The following is a 21,489-nucleotide window of genomic DNA, read 5'->3' on the forward strand; positions in this document are numbered from 1 at the left end:
CCGGTCAGCTGGTGACGTCCTTGGTGGCGAAGTTCGCCCACGCGGCGCCGAAGAACACCACGATGTAGGCGGCCTGCAGCAGCAGCCCGCGGTCGATGTTGTGCCACAGCACGGGATCGCGGAAGAAGTCGAGCCACGAGAGCCAGTAGTGCGTAGGCAGGTACGGCTTCACCGGCGCGGCCGCGTCGAGCGTCTCCAGCACCGAGCTGGTGATGAGCACGGCCAGCCCGCCTAGCGCGGCCCCGAGCGCCGAGTCCGCGAGCGTCGACAGGAACATCGTGATCGCCGCGAACCCGAGCATCGACAACACGATGTAGGCCACGGCCCCCAGCAACCGCAACGCGAGCGACGACGAGCTCAGCGACGTGCCCGACAACGTCACGACCTGGGTCGCCTGGCCGCCGGCCCCGACCTCGCCGCCCGTGCCGAACAACAGGATCCCGATCACCAGCGACGTGAGGACCACGATCGCGATCGCCGCCGTCACGTACACCGCGAGCGCCACGAGCTTTGCCGTCAAGAGGCGCGTGCGCCCGGCCGGGCGCGCCAGCAGGTACCGCAACGTGCCGCCCGAGGCCTCCCCCGCCACGGAGTCGCCCGCCACCACCGCCACCGCGATCGGCAGGAACAGCGGCAGCACCAACGCGAGCGCGGCCGCCGGGTACAGCGACCCGTCGCTCACCACCGCCGACAGGAACGCCCCGCCCTGCCCCGGCGGCGGCGCGAAGTCCGCGGTCGCCAGGAACACCGCCACGATCGCCGGCAGCAGGCACAACAGCAGCACGCTCACCCACACGCGCGGCCGCAACGCGAGCTTGCGCAGTTCGACGCCGATCACCGCGTGCCTCCGAAGCGGTCCGAACCCTGGCCGGTCACCTCGAGCACGACCTGTTCCAAAGTGCGGTGCTCCTCCCGCAGGTCGCTCACGCGCACGCCCGCGTTGACGAGCCGGGTGTTGAGTTCCGCGGCGTCGGCGTAGCGGACCACGAGGTGTTCGCCGTCGCGGTGTTCGAGGTGGCCGTCGAGCACGGCGGCGGCCGCGGCGGGGTCCGGGGTGCGAAGGAGGACGCGGCCGGTCGCGGCGCGCAGGGCGGCGACTTCGCCGTCGAGCACCAGGCGGCCGTGGTCGACGATACCGACGCGGGTGCACAGCTGCTCGATCTCGGCGAGCAGGTGGCTGGAGAGGAACACGGTGGTGCCGTCGCGGTTGAGCTCCAGCAGCAGCTCGCGGATCTCCTTGATGCCCTGCGGGTCGAGGCCGTTGGTGGGCTCGTCGAGCACCAGCAGCCGCGGGCGGTCGAGCAGGGCGCCGGCGAGGCCGAGACGCTGGCGCATGCCCAGCGAGTACGCCTTGACCGGCCGCCCGTCGACGCCGGCGAGCCCCACGCGCTCCAGGGCCTCCTCGATGCGCCGCCGCCGGGTCCGCCTGCCGCGGTGGCGGCCGGCGGCGTCGAGCAGCGCCAGGTTGCGCCGGCCCGACAGGTGCCCGTAGGCGGCCGGGCCTTCGACGAGCGCGCCGACGTCGGGCAGCACGTCGGCGAGCCGCTTCGGCACCGGCTGCCCGAGCAGCTCGATCTCGCCGCTCGTGGCGTAGACGAGCCCGAGCAGCATCCGCACGAGCGTGGTCTTGCCGGACCCGTTCGGGCCGAGGAAGCCGTAGCGGTCGCCTTCGCGGACCTCCAGGTCGACCGCGTCGACGGCCACGGTCCGGCCGTACCGCTTGGTCAGCCCCCTCGTGACGATCATCGGCCGCTCCGGCGCAGCGTGGCCAGATCGGCCGCGGCCGCGGCCAGCACCGACGGCGCGACCAGCCCGGCGAGCAGGTAACCGCGCCGCGAGCTCGGCGGGCGCACGATCGCGAGCGACAGCGGCGTGACCGACAGCTGCACGGCTGTGCCCTGCCGCAGGGTGATCGCGGTACCGCCCGCTTTGCCGGCCGCGTCCGCCGCGCCGTCGGCGACCGCGCGCGGCACGGCGACCACGGCGAACGTCGCGAGCCCCGAGCCGTAGAGCGCGGCGCCCCGCACGCCACCGAAGTTCGCGGTGCGCACCGGCCGGCCGCCGAGCGTCGGGGGGAGGCGGACGCGGCCCAAAGCGCCCAGCGCGTTCGTCAGGTCCGGCGCGTTGGTGGCCGTGAAGCCGCTGCCCGGCGCGGGCACCGGCGTGCTCACGACAGGTGCGGTCTGCTCGACGTCCTCGAACTCCGTCTTGAGCATCGGCGCCTGCTGGCCGCGCGCAGTCACCTCGACGCGCAGCGGCAGCCCGCTCCCCGGATCGGCCCACACGTCGACGCCGCCGATCGTCGTCTCCGGATCGGCGGGCACCAGGCGGAACCCGGCGGCCGGGATGCCGGCGACGTTGCGCGGCGGCAGCGCGCTCACCGGGTCCGTGGGTGCGGACCGCAGCGCCCACCGCGCCAGCTCCGGCGGCAGCAGGTCACCCGCGCGCGGCAGCCGAACGGCCGGGTCGCCCGTCAGCTGGGTCAGCATGTTCGCCCCGTAGTCCCAGGTGTATTCGCCTTCGGGCAGGTGGTAGACGTCGTGCTCCCCCGTCATGGTCAGCACCGCCACGCGGTAGCGGTCGGGCCCGGCGTACCAGGCACGCGTGGTCGTGGTGGTGGAGAACAGGGCGGACACGTCGGCGAGGTCCGGCAGCTCGGGGATCGCCAGCGAGCCCCGGCTTTGCGCCAGCCCCTGATACGGCTTCGCGGCCGAACCCAGCACCAGGTCGCGCAGGTGCCCGGCGTCGGCGGCCGGCCCGGCGGGGCGCAGCGCCGCGACGAGCGACGGCAGCGCCACCAGCGCGATCGCCACGACGGCGACCACCGCCCAGCGACGACCGCGTTCACGTCGCACGACGGACACCGGCATCACCTCTGAGTCCCCTTCTACGGTCCCTTTGTACGCCACGAAACCGCGTGGCCCCGTTTCCGAATCCTTACGCCGGTCCTGTCGCCTTAGGGTGAGGCGCATGGAAGATCTCGCGCAGCGGTACGCGGCGGGCACCCTCGCCGACGTCGTCCCCTCGGCGCTCGCCGGGCTCGGCGTCGACGGTGAGCGCAACCCGCTCGGCCTGCCCGCCGCCGACCGCGTGTGCGTGCTGCTCGTCGACGGGCTTGGCTGGACCTCGCTCCGAGCGCACGCCGATGCCGCGCCCTTTCTGGCGCAGCTGTCCGCCCGGCCGCTGACGGCCGGCTTCCCCAGCACCACGGCGACCAGCGTCGCGTCGCTGGGCACCGGCCTGACGCCGGGCGAGCACGGCGTGGTCGGGTACGCGTTCGAGGCCGGGCGCGACGTGCTCAACGTCCTCGGCTGGCGCCGCCACACCGGCGGCAAGCCGATCGACCTGCGCGACCGCGTCGTTCCGGAGGAGCTGCAGCCGCGCCCGACGGCGTTCGAACGCGCGGCAGGAGCGGGCGTCGCCGTGCGCGTGGTCGGGCCTCGTGACCAGCGCGACAGCGGTCTCACGCGGGCTGCGCTGCGCGGCGGGCAGTTCCAGGGCGTGCACGCGCTCGGCGACCTCACCGCGGCCGTCGCCGAAGCGCTGAAACACCCGCGGAGTCTCTGCTACGCCTACCACGCCGACCTCGACCTGCTGGGCCACGTCCACGGCCCCGGCAGCACTCCGTGGCTCTACCAGCTGTCCTACGTCGACCGCCTCGCCGAGACGATCGCCGGCAGCCTCCCGGCCGGCGCGACGCTGATCGTGACGGCCGACCACGGCATGGTCACCGTCGGCGAGCGCGTCGACTACGACGCCGAACCCGTGCTGCGGGCCGGCGTCCGCACCGTCGGCGGCGAGGCCCGCGCGCGCCACGTCTACACCGTCGAGGGCGCGGCACGCGACGTGCGAGCCGCGTGGCGCGAAACCCTCGGCGACCGCGCGTGGGTGCTGGGCCGCGAAGAGGCCGTCGCCGCGGGCTGGTTCGGCCCGCGCGTCGCCGGCGCCGTGCTCCCCCGCATCGGCGACGTCGTGGTCGCGGCCCGCGGGTCCACCGCCGTCGTCCGCACCGAAGCCGAGCCGCGGCTGAGCCGCATGACGGGCCAGCACGGCTCGGTGACCGACGAAGAACTGTTGGTACCGCTGGCGATCGCCCGCGCCTGACCGTCCGTCAGGGACGCTCGGTGTGCGGCGCGCCGGTCTCGGCGAGCTGGTCGATGGCGCCCACGAGCTCGGCCAGCGCCGGAATCGCCGACGCGATGAGGTGCCGCCACGCCGGATGCAGCCGGTCGATCGCCGCGGCGAGGATCTCGGCGTTGTGGTGCTTGTAGCGATCCACGGCCGCGCGCCCGCTCTCGGTCAGTTCGAGCTCGACCGTCCGCCGGTCCTCGCTGCCGCTGGTGCGCGTGACCAGATCACGCGCTCGCAGCCCGGTGACCATGGTCGTGACGGAGTTCGGCGCGAGCTTCAGCAACTGCGCGACGCGGCTCGGGCGGGCGCCGGGGTTCTCGGCCAGGCACGAGAGCAGTTCGAGCTGCGCGACCGACAGCGTGTTGTCCGGGTCGGCCGTGCGGGCGGCGCGGCGCATGGCGCGCCGGAGGCGGGCGACGACGTCGGCGAGGTTCGGCTCGGGCGTCATACGGTGCGGGGTGCGCGAGGGCCGGCGGCGAGACCCGTGCCGGCGGCGAGCACGGCCGCCACGGCCAGTACGGCGAGCGCGAGCGAGCGGCCGCTGGTTCCCCCGGTGTGCAGGCACAACGTCACGAGTGCCACGCCCAGCGCCGTGCCGAGTCCGCGGGCCATGTTCACCAGACCTCCTCCGGTGGCCGACATCCGGGTGGGGATGGCGCCCATGACGGCCGAGTTGTTCGCCGGGATGAACACTCCCAGACCGAGCCCCACCACGAACAGCGACACGCCTGTTTCCCACGGACCGGACACCCCCACCAGCACCGCGCAGCCGACCGCCGCCAGCGCCGCTCCGGCGCCGATGCGAACGCGGGAGCCGAGGCCCGCGGGCAGCACGCGATCGGCGGCCACGGCGGCCACCGCGAACCCGGCGGGCAGGCTCGTGAGCACCGCGCCCGTCGCGCCGTGCGCCCCCAGGACCTGCGGCAACAGCGCCAGCGGCCCGAACAGCACGAGGTACCCGCACAGCGCGCCGGCCAGGCCGAACGACACGACCGGCGGCCGCAGCACCGCCAGGCGCAGGATCGGGCTCGCGGCCGAGTTCTCCCGCAGCACGAACGCGGCGGCCGCCACCACACCCGCCACGAACAGCGCCGGCACGGCCCAGCCGGGCAGCGCCAGTCCCGACAGGCCCGAGATCGCCAGCAGCAGCGCGGTCGACGCCGTGGCCAGCAATGCCACGCCCGCGCCGTCGAAGCGACCCAGCGGCGTGCGCTCGCGGGTGCGCGGCAGCAGGTACCGCCCGGCGATCAGGCCGACGACGCCGACCGGCGCGTTGACCAGGAACACCCACCGCCAGCCGACGGTGTCCACGAGCAGGCCGCCGACCGCCGGCCCGAGCGCGAGGCCGAGCGCCTGCGCGGCAGCCTGCACCCCGAGCGCCGCACGCATCTTCTCGCGGCGCACGCTGCCCACCACCAGCGCGACGCTGTTGGCCTGCAGCATCGCCGCGCCGAGCGCCTGCACCACCCGGAACACGACGAGCCACGTCAGCGTCGGCGCGAGCCCGCACGCGATCGACGCCGCGGTGAAGACGCCGAAGCCGTAGACATAGGTGAGCTTGCGGCCGTACGCATCCGCGAGCCGGCCGACCGCGGCGAGCAGCCCCACCAGCGTCAGCAGGTAGGCCAGCGACACCCATTGCACGGCCGCCAGCGGCTCGCCGAAGTCGCGCTGCAGTGCCGGGAACGTGAGCGTGACGATGCTCGCGTCCAGCTGGCCCATGAACGCGCCGAAGCACACCGCGCCCACCGCGAACCAGCCCGCGAGCCGGTGCTCGCGCACCACCCGCGGCCGTGGCCGCTCCACCAGCACCGCCACGACAGCCCCTTTCGCCGATATTTCGTTCTTCTACAGAACTACCTACGACGAAGGTTCGCCAGCCCAGCGCGATCAACACCACACAACTACCTCAACAACAGAACGACCGACGCAACCCACCAGCGAGATCGCGTCGGTGTTTCGTCGGGGCGGTTCGATCGGCCGCCAGGCCGATCCGACCGCGCCGACGAAACATCGACTCAAAGGCGATCTCGCACGTCCTGGCGGAGCCGGGACCAAAAATTGAGCCGGGGCTGACGATCCTGTCGCACATTGAGACACCCACCCGTGCCGAGGTGCGGTGTGATGGCGGCAACACTCGTACCGGCAGGACAGGAGCGTCCCGGGATGTCCCAACCCACGGCACCGGTCAAGAACGCGCGCCAGCTCAGGACTCCGCTGGCGCTCGCGCTGGCCGACCTCGCGGCGATCTTCGACGACCTGCAGTTCACGCTGCGCTGTTGCGAACGCCTGGTCGTCGAGCTCGAACGCGGCGAGGCACAACGCGACCCCGTGCTGATCGAATCGCTGTGGGTCTCGGCCCTGAACTCCTACGCGCGCTGCTTCCGCCCCGGTGAACGCGGCATGGGCCTGACCGAAGACGACCTCAAGGCCACCGGTGTGCAGGGCGAGGTGTTCGAGTGGCACGGGCTGCTGCGCAAGATCCGCAAGCACCTGGTGCTCGGCGAGGCCAACCCGCGCGAGGTCTACTCGATCGGCGTCTCGCAGGCGGCCGACGGGAGCCCCGACGGCATCGTGATCACCTCGGCGGTCCACCCGCTCGTCGACGATCTCACCGTCCGCCAGACCGGCCGGCTCGCCTTCGAGCTGAGCCGCCTGCTCGACGAGCGCATCAAGGAGCACCAGAAGAAGGTGTTCGCCGCCGTCGAGGAGCTGCCGAGGGGCAAGCTCGACGAGCTGCCCGACATCGAGATCACCAGCTGAGCCGCGGCCGTCCCGGCTGAGGCCGGCTGTTCGGCCACGTGACACGCGGCCGGGAAACGCACGTGTCCTTCGGGCAGTCCGCCACGAGAAACGGGCACTCCACCGCTGTGGCGGGTGCGCCGCGGCGGGCCCGGGCGATGACCTGGTGTGGGCGCGGGTGCGCGAGCCTTCCCTCGCGCACCCGCGCCCTTGCCATTCCTCGGGCGTCAGCCGGTGATGCTGTCCGAACCGTCCTCGAGGTGGCCCACGTAGCGACGCGACCAGGACTTGTCGCCGTCCAGGGTCACGGTCACGTCGTACCAGCCGTGGTCCGAACCGCACGGGTCGACCGAGTGCAGCGTGCGGCCGTGCGCGGACACGCGGTAGGTCTTCGGGCGGTCGTCCGAGTACTGGTTGTGCTTCACGGTGAAGGTGACCGGCCGCGAACCGTTGTTCTCCAGCTCCAGCAGCAGCCGCGGCCGCGAGCCGAAGCCGAGGATGCCGTCGAAGTAGGCGGCGGTGACCTGCGCGGTCTGACCCGCGGCGTCGAGGTCGCCGGTGAACTGGCGCAGGAACCGGTTCGGGCCCACCACCGTGATGTCGTAGCGGTTGCCGGCGAGTTGCACCGAACCCGGCACGGTCTTGTCCCAGATCGTGCTCGACGGCGCGACCGTGTACTGGCCCGGGAACTTCGCCGGGTAGTCCTTGAGCGACGGGGTCGCCTGGGTGTTGTCGTACACGGCGAAGTGGCTGGCCTTGCGCACGTGCTTGCCGTTGTTGCTGAACGACAGCTTCGCCTGCGTCACGCCGTTTGCACCGGAGAACCCGTCGAGATTCGCGTTCGGCTGGTACGGCAGAGCGCGGGCCTTCTTGGTGCCCGCCTCCTGCTTCGGCATCTTGTTCGTGGTCACCGGCGGCTGGTACGAACCGCCGGCCGGGTCGCCGATCACGGTGGTCTTCGGCAGCCGCGGCAGGCCGTACACCGGCGAGTGGAAGTCGAACGAGCCGGTGAGGTCACCGCACACGCTGCGGCGCCACGCGCTGATGTTCGGGCAGTGCGCGGTTTTGCCGAGCGCCTCGGTCCATTTCTCCAGGAACTGGATCACCGAGGTGTGGTCTGAGACCTCCGAGGTCACCCAGCCACCGCGGGTCCACGGCGAGATCAGCAGCAGCGGCACGCGGAAGCCGAGGCCCACGGGCATCGGCTTCGTGAGGACGGCACTGGCGAGCGCACCGGTGGCCTCGAGGTAGAACTCGTCTTCGTCGGCGCCGGGTGCGGGCACGGGCGGCGGCACGTGGTCGAACTGGCCGTCGTTCTCGTCGTAGTCGATGATCACGAGCGTCGAGTTGAAGACCTCGGGGTCGGCGTTGAGGGCCTCGAGGACGTTGTTGACGTAGTAGGCACCGTCGTTCGGCGAACCGTCCGGGTGCTCGGAGAAGGCCTGGTTCGTGACCATCCACGAGACCTTCGCCAGCTTGCCCGCGACCACGTCGGCGCGCAGGGCGTCGGTGAGGTTGTCGGCGTTGGCGCTCAGGCCGGTGTGCGGCTCGGGGACGATCGCCACGCCGTTGTCGTAGAACACGTTGCCGGGCGCGGCGGTGCCGCCCTGCGACGGGTCGAGCTTGGCGAAGGTGTCGAAGTACTCGACGCCGTTGTCACCGTAGTTGTCGGAGCCCTGGTAGACCTTCCAGCTGTAGCCGGTCTTCTGCAGGGTTTCGGCGTAGCTCTCCCACAGCAGGTGCTTGCCGAGCTCGTCGCCACCGTTGAAGGCCACGTAGTCGCCGTGCTTCTTGGCGGCGTTGATCGAACCGCTCCACAGGTAGGTGCGGTTCGGGCCGGTCGCGCTGAGCACGGAGCAGTGGTAGGCGTCGCCGACGGTGTAGGTGTCGGCCAGCGCGTAGTGCCACGGGATGTCCGAGCGGTCGAGGTACCCGAGCGTGGTCGGGCCGCCCTTGGCGTAGTACCAGCCGTTCATGAGGCCGCCGTACCAGGCGCCGTGCTGGTCGTCCCAGCTGTGCGAGGTGCCGCCGTAGCCCTGCGCACCGACCTCGGAGGTGGGCGGCTGGTGGCTGGCCGGGTACTGCGACACCTTGGCGTCGGACAGCTTCCACGGGAACTGGGTACCGCCGGCCGGGGTGGTGGGCGCCGTCGTCGGCTGCTGGAACACCGAGTTGCCGCCGGGCAGCGTGATCGCCGAGCGGTCGCCGAAGCCTCGAACGCCCTTCAGCGAGCCGAAGTAGTGGTCGAAGCTGCGGTTCTCCTGCATCAGGATCACCACGTGCTTGATGTCCCGCAGGTCGCCGTACCGCTTCGACGGGACGGCCGGCCGGGGCGACGCCTTGGCTTCGTTGGCGGCCAGCCCGCCGGCGCCGACGACCGCGGCACCGGTGACCGCCGCGGCAGCGCCGAGGAAACCTCTTCGGGAAAGATCGGACATGGGTGAGAACCTCCGGTAACGGCCGGCACGCGCGAGAGAGCCCGTGGGACGGCCGAAACCTACGGTCGCGGAACTGGTTCGGGGCGAACTCGACCTGAACACTCCCCGACGGGCGTCGGAACCGTGGCCGGGCTCGTCCGACCGGCGCAGTCCACACCGGACAGAGCGGACAGCCGGCCACCGCGAGGGCACCCGTGCGTCACGGGTTGATCACAGCCGCAACGCGGGGCGCGCACAGCCGTCTTTGCCCGCGACAGCAAGCTTTTCGCGAATCCTGGGGGAATGATCACATGACGCGGACAACCGTGTTCAGAGGCGCTCTCGCCGCCGCTTCCGTCTCGGCGGCGATGCTCGCCACCGCGTGCTCGGGTGCGCCCGCCGCACCGCCGGCACCGGTTCCGTCAGCCCCGTTGTCCCCCTCCGCGGCCCCGAGCGCGACGCGGGGCCCGTCTTCTTCCACGCAGCAGCCGGGCCAGTCCCAGCAGCCGGTAGCAGCGGCCGCGGCCGGGCTGAAGTTCCCGGGCAAGAGCCTCGAAGTGCGGTTCACCCGCTACGACCGCGCGAGCGGGATGGCGGAGTTCTTCCTGGTCACGCTGGCGCCGAACGGCGGGGCCGGCCCGCGCCTCGTCGACGTGCCGGGTCCGCACCGGCTGCCGCTGGCCCCGAACGCGACGATCGAGTCCGTCGACCGCGCCGGCTTCCCGTTCGAGACCTGCCCGCCGACCGAGTGCTCGACCGGGATCGAGTTGCAGAGCGTGCTGAGCCGGTACAGCGGCAGCGGGCTTTTCGCCGACGCCGCTGTGAACGCCGCCGACCAGATCACCGACATCCACGAGATGCCGTACTGACCGAGACGGGTGCCCGGGCCTGCCGGACCGGGGCACCCATCTCGGGTCAGGTGCCCTGTTGGGTACGCCGGCGGGCGCGGTAGGCGCGCAGGTTGACCGCGTTGCCGCAGATCTGCACGTTGTGCCACACGCCGCTGTTGTTACGGGAGCGGTCGTAGAAGGCGACCGCGCAGCGCTTGTTGCGGCAGGTCTTGAGGCGCCGCCAGCGGTCGGCGCGCTGCGCCTCCAGCACCTCGATCAGCACGATCGACGCCACGCGCCGCCAGCCGGTGCCGCGCGGCTCGGGCCGGATCCAGCCGTCGGCGCCGGGCTGCAGCAGCACGGGCGCGCTGTGCAGCAGGGCCGCGCCGGATTCGGGGTCGTGGTCGGTGAAGTCGCGCAGCTCTTCGCGCAGGTCGCGCAGGCGCTCGACGTCGTCGCCGGACAGCTCGACGCGTTCGGCCGGGCGTTCGGTGGCCCCCGCCCACCGCTCCAGCGCGCTGTCCAGCCACTTCTGCGCGTCGCCGACCTCGGCGAGCAGGTCTTTTTCGCGGGGCTTGCCGGCCGAGAGCGTGTTGAGCAGGTCGTGCACGAAGCCCAGCCCGCCCGGGCTCACCTCGAGCTCGTAGCGATCCGTCGCCGGCCAGTTCATCCGTACTCCTCCCGGCAGAGCCATCACGTCGTCAACTCTGTCGGCTTGACTATACCGCCTCCGAGCTGCACGTAAGACAGAAACGGCATTCCGCCCCGCGCGACGCAGGCGGACGGCATTCGGCTGCGTCGCTGTCCTTGAAAGCACCCCGCCCCTTGAACAACTCAGTGCCCGTCGAACGTCGGCACCGGCCGCGGCTGCCCCGCCTTGTACGCGGCGATCGCCGACGCCAGGCCGCGCCGCACGTCGTCGGTCTCGAACAGGGGCATCGAGAGGTCGAACAGCACCTGGTCCGCGGCCGCCGTGCCGCCGACCTCCCACGTGCGCAGCAGGGCCTTGTGCACGGCGTGCGCCCGGGTCGGGCCCTGCGCCACACGGCGCGCGAACGCCAGCGCCTCGGTGAACACCTGCTCGTCCGGCACGACCCGGTTGACGACGCCGGCCTCGGCCATCACCGCCCGCCGGCACCGGTTCTGAGGTGAGCGCCCACTCCATCGCCCGCGCCCGGCCCGCCCGCGCGGCGACGCGGTGGATCCCGCCCAGCAGCGTCACGATCCCCAGCATCTGCTCGGGGTGGCCGAACCGGGCCGACTCGCCGGCGAAGAGCACGTCGGCCCGCAGCGCCAGCTCGAAGCCGCCGCCGAAGCACAACCCGTGCACCGCGGCGATCACCGGCACCGGCAGCTGCTCGAACGCGTTGAAGGCGCGCAGGAAGTGCTCGAACGACGCGCGCAGCTCGCGCCCGTCCTGCCCTTCCCACGGCACGATGTCGCCGCCGTAGCTGAAGTCGGGGCCTTCGGCGCGCAGCACGACGGCGCGGACGCCGCTGCCGGTGATCTCGTCGACGGCGGCCACGAGCTCCGTCGTCATCGGGACGCCGATGCGGTTCTGCGGCGGGTTGTCGAGCGTGAGCACAGCGACGTCGCCGTCTCGCGACAGGGAAAGCTGGGGCACGGCGGGCTCCTCAGGACAGGTGCTGCTCGAACCAGGACCGCGCGGCGGCGCTGGAGCGGGCAAACTCGGCGACGTACGGGTCGAAGTGCCCGCCCGGGATCAGTTCGAGCCCCTTCGGCTGCAGGGCGCGTTCGTACGCGGCGAGCGCCAGGTCGGTCACGGTGATCGTGTCGTTCAACGCGACGACCAGCAGCAGCGGCGTCGGCGACACACGGCTGACCCACGCGCCCGGCTCATACATCCGCGCGGCGCGCGTGGAGCGCACGGTGACCTGGTTCTCCCAGATGCCCTCGGGGATGTCCTGCAGGTAGAACCCGACCGCGTCCGGCGCGCGGTAGGAGGCGGGCACGGCCGGGTCCGCGCTCACGATCGTCTGGCTGCGCGGGGGTTCACCCCGCCCGACGGCGCGGTCGTCCTCGGCGAACGCGCGCTCCAGCGCGGCGACGCCGTCCGGCGGCACGCGGCGCCGGCCCTGCTCGACCCCGCTGATCGTCGGCACCTGCGCGACCACTGCTTTGAGCCGCCGGTCGGTGGCTCCCAGCACGATCGCGTGGCCGCCGGCGTAACTGGTGCCCCACAAGCCGATCCGCTCCGGGTCGACCTCGGGGCGGGCTTCGAGGAAGGTGATGGCACGGCGCCAGTCGGCGATCTGGCGCCAGGGGTCCACGTCCTGGCGCGGGGTGCCGTCGCTGGCGCCGAACGTGCGGTGGTCGTGCACCAGCACCACGAACCCGGCGTCGGCGAACGCCTCGGCGAAGGGCTCGAGGCCGTGCTCTTTCACGCCGGCGTAGCCGTGGGCCATGGTGATGGCGGGCCGCGGCCCTGGCGCGTCGGGCACGAACAGCCAGCCGCGCAGGGTCACGCCGTCCTCGCCGGCGAACTCGATGTCGCTTCGTGTGGTCATGTCAGGCCTCCTGGTGGAAGTGGGCGCCCGGGAGGTCGGGCAGGCGCCTGCCCAGCTCCGCGGAGAACTTGAGCGCGCCGCCGAGCGGGCGGTGGTGGATGGCCGCGTGCACGATCCGGCCCGCGTCGTCCTTCGTCAGCACGGTGACGCCGAGCAGGGTCGCGCCGCCGAAGGCCACGGCCTCCCACTCGAGGTAGGTGCGCGCGCCGGACTCGGTCTGGTGCGTGAACTTCAGCGACTCGTAGGTCCCGCTGGCGGCGGCCATCACGCGCTGCACGTTCTCCCGGCCTTCGACGGGCTCGAGCAGCGTGCCGGCTTCGAGGACCACGTCCTCGGCAAAAGTCTCGCCGAACGCGTCGGCGGTCTTGCGCGAGAAGCCCGCGGCCCAGCCGCGCGCCTGGCCACCGGCGAAGCGCGCGATCAGCTCGGCGAGACGGGCGGGTGCCTCCGCGTGCGTCCAGTGGCCCGCGCCGCCGACCACCTCCGTGACGGGCGCGGCGAAGCGGGGTGCGACGGCGCCGGCCACGAGGTCCGCCGTGACGAACGGGTCGTCCCCGCCGCGCACGATGAGCACCGGACCCGGGTACCCGCTCGGCGCGTGCCCTTCCGGAGCGCCGTTGTTCCAGCAGGAGGCGAACGCGCGCACCACCTCGGGACGCAGGCGCAGGCCGGCCGCGCCGATGCGTTCGGAGGTCTCGGCGCTCAGGTTCGGCGAGAGGTTCGCCCGCGCCGCGCGCTGCGCCTCGGCTCCGGCCTCGCCCAGCGAGCGGAACGGTTCGACGGCCTCGTCGGGCAGGCGAGTGCCCGCCAGGGGCACCGGGTTCACGAGCACCAGCCCGCTGGTCAGCTCGGGCCGTGCCGCCGCGACGAGCTCGGCCACGGCCGAGCCCATGCTGTGGCCCACCAGCAGGAACGGGCCGCCGATTGCGTCCACAGTGGACAGAACGTCGGCCGTGAACCGGTCGTAGGTGAACGGCCCGGCCTCCGCCGCACGGTCGCCGCTGCCGGCGAGGTCCAGGGCCACGTACTCGCCGTCGACCGGGAGCGCCTCGACGACCCCGTCCCAGACCCGGCGATCGTCGAGGAACCCGTGCACGAAGACGGTCGGTTCGGCCATGGATCTTCCCCGATCAGGTCGTCCCGGCGTCGGCGACTGCCGGTGAATGACCCAACCGTAGACTGTTAGCCTCTGTCGTGTCAGGAGTCAGAAAAGGTGACTCCGACCACAGATCACAGTGTCGGCGTCCGGAAGTTCCCGGTTTCAGGCCGTCTTCGTGCCGAGTTACGACAGAAGTGAACGGAGATGGTAGCTCGTACTCACTGCCGGTACGGCGCGGCGGCCGCCTGCGCGGCGGTGATGAACGCGCCCTTGTTCTTCGGCCAGAACGTGCTGTCCACACAGGAGTACTTCGGCAGGAACCCGCCGCACGTGCCGCTCGACGCACCGACCTCGAAGGTGAAGCTCGCGACGCCGAGGGTGCCGTAGGTGAAGTCGTCGGTCGTGCCGCTCGTGTCGTAGCCGACGGTCTCGCGGTTGGTGCCCACGAGGTAACCGTTGGAGGCGGTGAACTTCGCACCCAGCTTGCGGTACTGCGCGTCGTTGGGCGAAGTCGCCTGGGTGAAGCCCCACGGGATCACGATGTCGTTGCCGTAGCTGTGCAGCGTGATCATCGTGCCGCGCGCGGTCGCCGGCGCCGGGTCGTTGTTGCCGGTGCCGCGCTGCACGGGGTAGATCGCGCGGAAGAACTTCTCCAGCGCCTGGGTTTCCGGCTCCGAACCGGCGCTCGCGCCCTGGTAGGTCTCGGCGCACGGCGAGTTCGAGTCCCCGCCCCACTGATAAGAGGAGTTGCGGTTCACGTCGATGCCGACGTTGGTGCCGGAGCAGCCGCCGCGGGCATTGTCGGCGTTCTTGCGCTGCAGCTTGGGCGAGTTGCCACCCGAGGCCACGATGTCCACGCCGTCCGGGTTGGCGATCGGGATCACCCACACCTCGGTAGTGTCCAGAATGGACTTCGCGGTCGAGTCGCTCGCGTAACCGTCGGCGAGGTAGTCGATCCAGCGCCACGCGAGTTCGCCGGTCGAGATCTCGCGCGCGTGGATCTGGGCCATCAGCACGAACTTCGGCTTGGCCGAGGTCGTGGACAGCGTGCAGTCGCCGGCCTGCTTCTTGCTGAGACAGATGGCTTTCAGATCGTGGCCGCCCTGGCCCTTGGTCTTCTTCCACGACGGGCCGAGCGTGTACACGGTCGCGAGGTCCGGGTGCGCCGAGGCGACCTGGGTCAGGTGCGCTTCCTGCGCGGCCACGGTGCGGTAGCCGCCGTAGAAGGTGTCGGCCGCGGCCGCACGCGCTGACGCGGCGGGCACGTCCTTGTAGACGGTGTCGAAGTACGACGGCTGATATCCCAGCGTCCGCAGCTTCCGGGCCACGGCCTGGTCCCCCACGACGTACGCGGCCTCGCGGTCGGACTCGGCGACGTCGAACCCGGCGCGCGCGAGCCCCGCCAGCTGGTCCGCGGTCACCGGCACCCGCCAGAACACCGGCGCGCCGGACCCGGGCACGGCGGCCGTGGCGCCGACGGGGCCCCCGGACAGGCCCGCCACCAGCACTCCGACCGCCGCCAGCGCGGCCTTCCACGACGACCTGACCTTCATCGGGGCTCCTCACGGATGTATCAGGGGACGGACCGACGGTGACCGTCTCGCAACGCACAGTGTGGCGGCCCAGGACAAACCCGGCACACCCACGAAAGTCGGAACTCCCGATCAGCCCTCCGTGAGGATCGTGGCAAGCAGCTCGGCCGCGATGTTGCGCCCGGACACCACGAGCACGATCGGCCGGTCGAGCGGGACCAGGCCCGCCCGCAACGCGGCCAGAGCCGCGGCCGACGAACCCTCCGCCACCAGTCCCGCAGTGAGGGCGAACTCGCGGACCGAGCGGCGGATCGCGGGCTCGTCCACGTCGACCAGCTCGACGCCGGCCTCGCGCACGATGTCCGGCGTGATGGTGCCCGGCTCTAGGTTGCCGACCAGCCCGTCGGCGATGGTGTCCCCCACCGGCACGGTCACGAGGTGTCCCGCCGCGACCGCCGCGGACACGGCGTGGCACGCCGCGGACTCGACGCCGACCACGCGCACGTCCGGTTTCGCGCGACGGGCGCCGAGAGCCGTGCCGGCCAGCAGCCCGCCCGAACCCGTGGGCACGACGATCGTGAAATCCTCGTCGAAGCTGTCGGCGACCTCGCCGACGAGGGTGCTCTGGCCGGCGATCACGTACGGGTCGTTGTAGGCGGACACGAACTTCATCCCGCCGGCCGCGAGCTCCAGGGCCTTCGCTTCCGCGCCGTCGTAGCCGCCCGGCGCGAGCAGGAGGTCCACCGGGTAGGTGCGCAGCGCCGAGATCTTGGCCGGGGAACCGTCTTCGGGAACGACCACTGTGGACTGCGCGCCGAGCAGCCGCGACGCGTGCGCGACGCCGAGCGCGTGGTTGCCCGCCGACGCCGTGACGACCGGGGTGCCGTCGGCGGCGTACGCGGTGAGGGCGGTGACGCCGCCGCGGACCTTGAACGAGCCGGTGGGCTGCGCGCCCTCGTACTTCAGGAACACCGGCACGTCGAGTCCGGCGGAGTGAAAGGGCAGGAGCGGGGTCGGCGCGAGGTGACGTGTGACCGTTTCCCTTGCCTGGTCGAGGATGGCGTCGGCGATCAGGGGCATGGCTCTCCTTCGGGGACGGGTCAGGCTTCCGGGGCGAGTTCGCGGCGCAGGCGGGTGAGCAGTTCGTAGGTGTCGACGGCGGGGTCGCGCCCGACGGCCATCGTGGCGAGCACGAGCATGTCGGCCAGCAGCATCCCGCCAAGCGGTTCGGCGGTGAGCCCGCCCGCGGACGCCTCGTCGCGCAGGACGACGTCGACAGCACCGGTGAGCTCCTCGCCGAGGTTCTCGGTCACGAGGATCAGCCCGGCCCCGGCGGCGCGGGCGTGAGCCACGAGCAGCTCCAGCTCCGGCAAGGCGCGGCCGGGCGCGAAGATCACCACGGCGTGGCGGGCCGAGAGGCTGAGCAGGTCGTCGGCGAGGGTGAAGCCGGTGGCGCCGGAGAAGACCGCGAACTTGCCGATGCGGTTCAGCTTCAGGGCGAGGTAGCGGGCACTCAGCTCGTTGACACCCCAGCCGTAGCAGAAGACGGTGGCCGCGGGAGCGATGAGCTGCAGCGCCTTCGCCAGCGCGGCCGGGTCGGTCTTGCGGCCGAGCCCGGTGATCCGCTCGCGGGCGTCACCCAGGACCCGTTCCGCCGTGGCGGAGAAGTCCCGCGCCGTGCGGGAGAGCTGGAGGCGTTCGCTGATCTGCGGTGGCGCGGTCGTGGTGAAGTTTGCGCCCAGCGCGGCTTTGAGGTCCGGGAGACCGGCGTACCCGAGCCGGCGCGCGGTGCGGACGACCGTGGCGTCGCTCGTGCCCGTGGTGCGGCCGATGTCGCCGGCGGTGGCCAGCATGATCCGCTGCGGCGGCGACGCGACGAGGTACCGCGCGACGACGCGTTCGGTCTTGCTCAGCCGGGTCCACTCGTGGTTCACCCGGCTGGCGAGGGTGCGCGGTTCTGAAGTATCCAATTCAGCTAGTGCCGTTTCTGTCGTCACTGCTACAGTGACCGCAGCTTACCCCGCCGGGCCGGGACTGCCCCGGGCCTCGCCGCGCACACCCGCCCGCCGCGCAGAAGGAGCTGCTTTGTCCCCGATCACCGGCGCCATCGCCTCGCCGCACACCCTCGCCACCCGTGCGGGAGAACAGGCCTTCCGCGCGGGCGGCAACGCCATCGACGCGGCGCTCGCGGCCGCCACGGCACTCACCGTCGTCTACCCCCACAACACCGCTCTCGGCGGTGACCTCGTGGCCCTCGTGCGCACCCCCGACGGCTCGATCACCTGCGTGAACGCGACCGGCACGGCGCCGGCCGCCCGCGACCTCGCCGCACTGCGCGCCCGCCACGGCGAGCGGCTGCCGGAACGCGGGCCCGACACCATCACCGTGCCCGGCGCGGTACGCGGCTGGGAGGCGCTGCGCGGTCACGGAGCCGCGCTGGACTGGTCCGCGCAGTTCGCCGCCGCGATCGGGTACGCGGCCGAAGGCGTCCCCGTGGCGCGCTCGCTCGCCGCCGCGCTCGTGACGGACCGGGCGCTCCTCGACGCCGATGCCGGCTCGCGCACGGTGTTCGGTGCGTCCCTTCGCGAAGGCGACCTGCTCGTGCAGCCACGTCTCGCGGATTCGCTGAGCGCGATCGCGGCCGGCGGGCCCGGCGAGTTCTACGAAGGCGCCGTGGGCGCGGCTCTGGCCCGTGGTCTTCAGGCCCTCGACTGTCCACTCACGACAGCCGACCTCGCCGGGTACGTCGCCAGGGACACGGCCGCGATTTCCGCACCGCTCGGCGGTTTCCGCGTGCACACCAGCCCGCCCAACACGCAGGGCTTCGCGCTGCTGCGGACCGTGCGGGCCCTCACCGAACTGGGCTTCGTCACCACTCCGTGGACGGCCCCGGCCGCCGTACTGGGCCGGCTGTTCCACGATGGCACGCGCGTGCGAGACACCCTGCTGGCCGACCCGGCCTTCGCCGCCACGGACGTGGCGAACGACGGGTTCGCCGAGCTGATCGCGGGACTGCGAGACCCGCGCCCAGCCGATGTGGTGGCGGCTCCCTCGATCCCGCGCGGTGACACCGTGGGCGTGGCGGCGGCCGATTCGTCGGGTTACGCCGTGTCGATCATCCAGAGCGTGTTCGACAGCTTCGGCGCCGCCGTGCTGGAACCGGAGACCGGCATCATCCTGCAGAACCGCGGCACGAGCTTCTCGCTGGATCCCCGCTCCCCCAACGTCATCGCGCCCGGCAAGCGGCCCAAGCACACGCTGATGCCCGTGCTCGTCACCCACGAGAACGGCCGCGTCCGCTGGGTCAACTCGACGATGGGCGGGCACGGCCAGCCGCAGATCCACGCGCAGGTGCTGCTGCGGCTGCTCGCCGGCGACTCGCCGGCCGAAGCCGTGAGCGCGCCGCGCTGGGTCGTCGGCGCGCGGGCCGAGGGCCAGGCCTCCGACACCGTGCACCACGAAGCCGACCTCGCGCCCGAGTCCGTGGCGGACCTCGCCGCCGACGGCTTCCCGCTGCGGGAAGTCCCTGCGCGCACGGAGTTCCTGGGCCACACCAACGTCGTCTCGATCGCGCCGGACGGCACCCTCACCGCCGGTAGCGACCCCCGTTCCGACGGCTCCGCCGCCGTGGTCCCGGAGTGACCGGGCGCCTGCGGCCCGGTTGAAGGGCCCGGGTGGCGAGCCGCCGGCCCGCCACCCTGCCCGGCTCACTCCTGCGCGAGAGCCATCGCGCCCAGGAACGTCTCGAGCGCCACGTTCCGTCCACAAAGGACGACCGCGACCTTCTTGCCCCGGTACTGCTCGGCCGTGCGGATCAGGCCCGCGACCGCGACACCGGCGGCGCCTTCGACGATCCAGCGCTCCCCCTCGGCGATCTTCCGCATCGCGCGGGCGATCTCCGGCTCGGTGACCGTGACCGTCTCGTCGATCACTTCCTGGCAGATTCCGAACGTGACGGAGCCGGGCTCCACCGCGCCGGCCGAACCGTCGGACAGCGTGGGGAACTCCGGCGTCTCGATGATCTCGCCGGCCTTCAGCGAGTCGAGCATGCAGGTGGAGGCCTCGGGCCACACGCCGACGACCTTCGTCCGCGGGCTCAGCTGTTTCAGCGCCGTGCCCGTGCCGCCGATCAGGCCACCGCCCCCGGTGCAGATGAACACGGCGTCGAGGTCCGGCGCCTGCTCGGCCAGCTCGACGCCGAGCGTGCCCTGGCCCGCGACGGTGTCGAGGTCGTTGTAGGGCGCCACATACGGCTTACCGAGGCGCTCCGCCTGCCGGCGCGCCTCCTGCTCGGCGCCGAGCGCACCTCCCTCGACCACCACGAGCTCGGCCCCCATCGCCCGGATCGCGGCCATCTTGGCCGGCGTGGTGTAGGAGGCGACGTACACCGTGACCCCGACGCCGGCGAGGTTGCCGGCGCGGGCCACGCCCTGGCCGTGGTTGCCGGTCGACGCGGTGATCACACCGGTCTGCTTCGCGCTCTCGCCGAGCACGCGGATCTTGTTGGCCGACCCGCGCACCTTGAACGAACCGGTGGGCATGAGGTGCTCGGTCTTGAGCCACACATCGCATTCGAGCTCGTCCGACAGCAGCCGGCTGCGTTCGAGCGTGCTCACCGGCACCTGCGGGCGGATGCCCTGGTGCGCGTCGAGAATGCGGTCGAAGAGGGTGGGCACGCTGGGCTCCTCGGGGATTCGGGGATTCGGGGATTCGGGGATTCGGGGATTCGGGGATTCGGGGATTCGGGGATTCGGGGATTCGGGGATTCGGGGATTCGGGGACGGGCCCCGGACGCTCCGCCAGGGCCACTGGTCTCACTTCCGAGCTTATTATAGCCTATAAGCTGTATGGAAGGAGTGCCTTGAGCACAGCGTCGAATACCGCCGCGCCGAACACCCCGGCGCCGAGCACCGCAGCCACCTCGGGACCCGACAGCTTCGGGAGCCTCGCCCGCCTCGACCTCGGCGGCGAGAGCTACCGGGTGCACCGCCTCGACGCCGTCCCCGGCTCCGAGCGGCTACCTCTGAGCCACAAGATCCTGCTGGAAAACCTCCTGCGGCACGAAGACGGCCACACCGTCACGGCCGAGCACATCACGGCTCTGGTGCACGGCGGGTCCGACGCGGCCCACGACGTCGTCGCCTTCTCCCCGTCGCGGGTCTTCCTGCACGACACCAACGGCGTGCCCGTGCTCACGGACCTGGCCGCGCTGCGCGACGCCGTCGCCGCGGCCGGGGGCGATCCCCGCGGCGTGCGCCCGCGGATTCCGAGCCACCTGACTGTGGACCACTCCGTGGCCACGGAGGTCTCCGGCCGGGCCGACGCCCTGCGCCGCAACGTCGAGATCGAGTACACCCGCAACGCCGAGCGCTACCGCTTTCTCAAGTGGGGCGAGACGCTCGACGGCGTGCACGTGGTGCCGCCCGGCACCGGGATCATGCACCAGATCAACCTCGAGTACCTCGCGAGCGTGGTGGAACGCCGCGACGGCTGGGCGTTCCCGGACACCTGCGCCGGCACCGACTCGCACACGACGATGGTCAACGCGCTGGGTGTGCTGGCGTGGGGTGTCGGCGGCGTCGAGGCGGAGGTGGCGCTGCTCGGCCAGCCGTTGAGCATGCTGGTGCCGCCCGTGGTCGGGGTGGAGCTCACGGGTGAGCTGGGCCCCGGCGTGACCGCGACCGACCTCGTGCTCACGGTCGTGGAAACCCTGCGCGCGCACGGCGTGGTCGGGAAGTTCGTGGAGTTCACCGGCGACGCCGTGGCGCGCATCCCGCTCGCGCACCGCGCGACGATCTCCAACATGTGCCCCGAGTTCGGCGCCACCGCGGCGATGTTCCCCATCGACGCCGCGACGACCGGCTACCTGCGCCTCACCGGCCGCACGCCGGACCACGTCGCCGCCGTGGAGAAGTACGCGAAGGAACAGGGCCTCTGGCACGATCCTTCGGCGGACTTGCGTTACGACGAGCGCCTGCGGATCGACCTCTCCACTGTGACGGCTTCTCTCGCCGGCCCCCGGCGCCCCCAGGACCGTGTGCCACTGTCCGCCGTGCCGGCCAACGCCACGGCCGCGATCGCGCACGTGCACGCTTCCCGCCGTGAGCGAGAACCCAACCCCGCCGACTCAACCCACCCGCGAGATCGCGCCGGCTTCCGGATGGGGCAGTCCGAGCGGCCCCCGGCCGATCCGACTGCCCCATCCGGAAG

At 72.2% G+C, this 21,489-nt stretch carries 19 protein-coding genes and 1 pseudogene; 5 read left to right on the forward strand and 15 right to left on the reverse strand.

Annotated features, from left to right (window positions below; translation table 11 throughout):
* Positions 1 to 4: 4 nt before the first annotated feature.
* Genes AB0383_RS05860 through AB0383_RS05870 form a run of 3 tightly spaced genes read right to left on the reverse strand, consistent with a single transcriptional unit; the run spans position 5 to position 2,870 of the window.
* Positions 5 to 838 (reverse strand): ABC transporter permease, encoded by an 834-nt coding sequence (locus tag AB0383_RS05860; protein ID WP_364182740.1) that lies wholly within the window; start codon positions 836 to 838, stop codon positions 5 to 7.
* Complete coding sequence (locus AB0383_RS05865) at positions 835 to 1,746, reverse strand: ABC transporter ATP-binding protein (protein WP_364182742.1); 912 nt, start codon at positions 1,744 to 1,746, stop codon at positions 835 to 837. Before AB0383_RS05865 ends, AB0383_RS05860 begins: the two co-directional genes overlap by 4 nt.
* On the reverse strand, positions 1,743 to 2,870 hold the full coding sequence (locus AB0383_RS05870) for a hypothetical protein (protein WP_366185475.1): 1,128 nt from the start codon (positions 2,868 to 2,870) through the stop codon (positions 1,743 to 1,745). The genes AB0383_RS05865 and AB0383_RS05870 overlap by 4 nt, the downstream gene beginning before the upstream one ends.
* Before the next feature lie 100 nt (positions 2,871 to 2,970).
* Here AB0383_RS05870 and AB0383_RS05875 point away from each other — a divergent pair, with 100 nt between their 5' ends.
* Positions 2,971 to 4,104: a nucleotide pyrophosphatase/phosphodiesterase family protein gene (locus AB0383_RS05875; RefSeq protein ID WP_366185477.1), complete on the forward strand. Its 1,134-nt coding sequence runs from the start codon at positions 2,971 to 2,973 to the stop codon at positions 4,102 to 4,104.
* A 7-nt stretch (positions 4,105 to 4,111) separates the two neighbouring features.
* On the opposite strand, the gene AB0383_RS05880 is transcribed toward AB0383_RS05875, so the two are convergent.
* Together AB0383_RS05880 and AB0383_RS05885 are read right to left on the reverse strand one after the other, a co-directional pair.
* A complete protein-coding gene (locus tag AB0383_RS05880; RefSeq protein WP_220239296.1) occupies positions 4,112 to 4,579 on the reverse strand; it encodes a MarR family transcriptional regulator in 468 nt (155 codons plus the stop codon).
* Positions 4,576 to 5,949, reverse strand: coding sequence for an MFS transporter (locus tag AB0383_RS05885; RefSeq protein WP_366185480.1), 1,374 nt, complete (start codon positions 5,947 to 5,949; stop codon positions 4,576 to 4,578). Before AB0383_RS05885 ends, AB0383_RS05880 begins: the two co-directional genes overlap by 4 nt.
* A 348-nt stretch (positions 5,950 to 6,297) precedes the next feature.
* Here AB0383_RS05885 and AB0383_RS05890 point away from each other — a divergent pair, with 348 nt between their 5' ends.
* Positions 6,298 to 6,894 carry a hypothetical protein gene (locus tag AB0383_RS05890; RefSeq protein ID WP_366185482.1) on the forward strand — a complete coding sequence of 199 codons (597 nt, stop codon included), beginning with the start codon at positions 6,298 to 6,300 and terminating at the stop codon, positions 6,892 to 6,894.
* A gap of 206 nt (positions 6,895 to 7,100) precedes the next feature.
* Here the strand turns inward: AB0383_RS05890 and AB0383_RS05895 are convergent, their stop codons facing one another.
* Complete coding sequence (locus tag AB0383_RS05895; protein ID WP_366185484.1) at positions 7,101 to 9,311, reverse strand: phosphocholine-specific phospholipase C; 2,211 nt, start codon at positions 9,309 to 9,311, stop codon at positions 7,101 to 7,103.
* Between the two features lie 290 nt (positions 9,312 to 9,601).
* Here AB0383_RS05895 and AB0383_RS05900 point away from each other — a divergent pair, with 290 nt between their 5' ends.
* Positions 9,602 to 10,159, forward strand: coding sequence for a hypothetical protein (locus tag AB0383_RS05900; protein WP_366185486.1), 558 nt, complete (start codon positions 9,602 to 9,604; stop codon positions 10,157 to 10,159).
* A gap of 46 nt (positions 10,160 to 10,205) precedes the next feature.
* On the opposite strand, the gene AB0383_RS05905 is transcribed toward AB0383_RS05900, so the two are convergent.
* The 8 genes and pseudogenes from AB0383_RS05905 to AB0383_RS05940 all read right to left on the reverse strand — a co-directional run bounded on the left by AB0383_RS05905 (position 10,206) and on the right by AB0383_RS05940 (position 17,249).
* Positions 10,206 to 10,790 (reverse strand): CGNR zinc finger domain-containing protein, encoded by a 585-nt coding sequence (locus AB0383_RS05905; protein WP_364182762.1) that lies wholly within the window; start codon positions 10,788 to 10,790, stop codon positions 10,206 to 10,208.
* A 164-nt stretch (positions 10,791 to 10,954) separates the two neighbouring features.
* A complete protein-coding gene (locus AB0383_RS05910; protein ID WP_366185539.1) occupies positions 10,955 to 11,242 on the reverse strand; it encodes a hypothetical protein in 288 nt (95 codons plus the stop codon).
* 67 nt (positions 11,243 to 11,309) lie between these two features.
* Positions 11,310 to 11,660 (reverse strand): annotated as a pseudogene (locus tag AB0383_RS05915) (enoyl-CoA hydratase/isomerase family protein); the annotation flags it as partial.
* A gap of 94 nt (positions 11,661 to 11,754) precedes the next feature.
* Complete coding sequence (locus tag AB0383_RS05920) at positions 11,755 to 12,648, reverse strand: alpha/beta fold hydrolase (protein WP_366185488.1); 894 nt, start codon at positions 12,646 to 12,648, stop codon at positions 11,755 to 11,757.
* Between the two features lies 1 nt (position 12,649).
* Positions 12,650 to 13,765, reverse strand: coding sequence for an alpha/beta fold hydrolase (locus AB0383_RS05925; RefSeq protein WP_366185490.1), 1,116 nt, complete (start codon positions 13,763 to 13,765; stop codon positions 12,650 to 12,652).
* Between the two features lie 200 nt (positions 13,766 to 13,965).
* Positions 13,966 to 15,300 carry a M14 family zinc carboxypeptidase gene (locus tag AB0383_RS05930; RefSeq protein WP_366185492.1) on the reverse strand — a complete coding sequence of 445 codons (1,335 nt, stop codon included), beginning with the start codon at positions 15,298 to 15,300 and terminating at the stop codon, positions 13,966 to 13,968.
* A gap of 111 nt (positions 15,301 to 15,411) precedes the next feature.
* On the reverse strand, positions 15,412 to 16,359 hold the full coding sequence (locus AB0383_RS05935) for a pyridoxal-phosphate dependent enzyme (protein ID WP_366185494.1): 948 nt from the start codon (positions 16,357 to 16,359) through the stop codon (positions 15,412 to 15,414).
* 20 nt (positions 16,360 to 16,379) lie between these two features.
* On the reverse strand, positions 16,380 to 17,249 hold the full coding sequence (locus tag AB0383_RS05940) for a MurR/RpiR family transcriptional regulator (protein ID WP_366185496.1): 870 nt from the start codon (positions 17,247 to 17,249) through the stop codon (positions 16,380 to 16,382).
* A 115-nt stretch (positions 17,250 to 17,364) separates the two neighbouring features.
* Between AB0383_RS05940 and AB0383_RS05945 the strand changes: the two genes are divergently transcribed.
* Positions 17,365 to 18,921 carry a gamma-glutamyltransferase gene (locus AB0383_RS05945; RefSeq protein WP_366185498.1) on the forward strand — a complete coding sequence of 519 codons (1,557 nt, stop codon included), beginning with the start codon at positions 17,365 to 17,367 and terminating at the stop codon, positions 18,919 to 18,921.
* Between the two features lie 65 nt (positions 18,922 to 18,986).
* Here the strand turns inward: AB0383_RS05945 and AB0383_RS05950 are convergent, their stop codons facing one another.
* A complete protein-coding gene (locus tag AB0383_RS05950) occupies positions 18,987 to 19,955 on the reverse strand; it encodes a threonine/serine dehydratase (protein WP_364182783.1) in 969 nt (322 codons plus the stop codon).
* Between the two features lie 185 nt (positions 19,956 to 20,140).
* Here AB0383_RS05950 and AB0383_RS05955 point away from each other — a divergent pair.
* A partial coding sequence (locus AB0383_RS05955; protein ID WP_366185500.1) for an aconitase family protein occupies positions 20,141 to 21,489 on the forward strand: 1,349 nt, incomplete at its 3' end.

It is taken from the genome of Amycolatopsis sp. NPDC051373 (genome assembly GCF_040689465.1).
In the GTDB taxonomy this organism is placed as follows: Bacteria; Actinomycetota; Actinomycetes; order Mycobacteriales; family Pseudonocardiaceae; genus Amycolatopsis.

What these genes read in the sequence shown, in the direction of transcription:
- AB0383_RS05865 (WP_364182742.1), bottom strand. Translation starts at nt 1,746, where the DNA reads ATGATCGTCACGAGGGGGCTGACCAAGCGGTACGGCCGGACCGTGGCC.
- AB0383_RS05870 (WP_366185475.1), bottom strand. Translation starts at nt 2,870, where the DNA reads ATGCCGGTGTCCGTCGTGCGACGTGAACGCGGTCGTCGCTGGGCGGTG.
- AB0383_RS05875 (WP_366185477.1), top strand. Translation starts at nt 2,971, where the DNA reads ATGGAAGATCTCGCGCAGCGGTACGCGGCGGGCACCCTCGCCGACGTC.
- AB0383_RS05880 (WP_220239296.1), bottom strand. Translation starts at nt 4,579, where the DNA reads ATGACGCCCGAGCCGAACCTCGCCGACGTCGTCGCCCGCCTCCGGCGC.
- AB0383_RS05890 (WP_366185482.1), top strand. Translation starts at nt 6,298, where the DNA reads ATGTCCCAACCCACGGCACCGGTCAAGAACGCGCGCCAGCTCAGGACT.
- AB0383_RS05895 (WP_366185484.1), bottom strand. Translation starts at nt 9,311, where the DNA reads ATGTCCGATCTTTCCCGAAGAGGTTTCCTCGGCGCTGCCGCGGCGGTC.
- AB0383_RS05900 (WP_366185486.1), top strand. Translation starts at nt 9,602, where the DNA reads ATGACGCGGACAACCGTGTTCAGAGGCGCTCTCGCCGCCGCTTCCGTC.
- AB0383_RS05905 (WP_364182762.1), bottom strand. Translation starts at nt 10,790, where the DNA reads ATGAACTGGCCGGCGACGGATCGCTACGAGCTCGAGGTGAGCCCGGGC.
- AB0383_RS05910 (WP_366185539.1), bottom strand. Translation starts at nt 11,242, where the DNA reads ATGGCCGAGGCCGGCGTCGTCAACCGGGTCGTGCCGGACGAGCAGGTG.
- AB0383_RS05920 (WP_366185488.1), bottom strand. Translation starts at nt 12,648, where the DNA reads ATGACCACACGAAGCGACATCGAGTTCGCCGGCGAGGACGGCGTGACC.
- AB0383_RS05925 (WP_366185490.1), bottom strand. Translation starts at nt 13,765, where the DNA reads ATGGCCGAACCGACCGTCTTCGTGCACGGGTTCCTCGACGATCGCCGG.
- AB0383_RS05930 (WP_366185492.1), bottom strand. Translation starts at nt 15,300, where the DNA reads ATGAAGGTCAGGTCGTCGTGGAAGGCCGCGCTGGCGGCGGTCGGAGTG.
- AB0383_RS05935 (WP_366185494.1), bottom strand. Translation starts at nt 16,359, where the DNA reads ATGCCCCTGATCGCCGACGCCATCCTCGACCAGGCAAGGGAAACGGTC.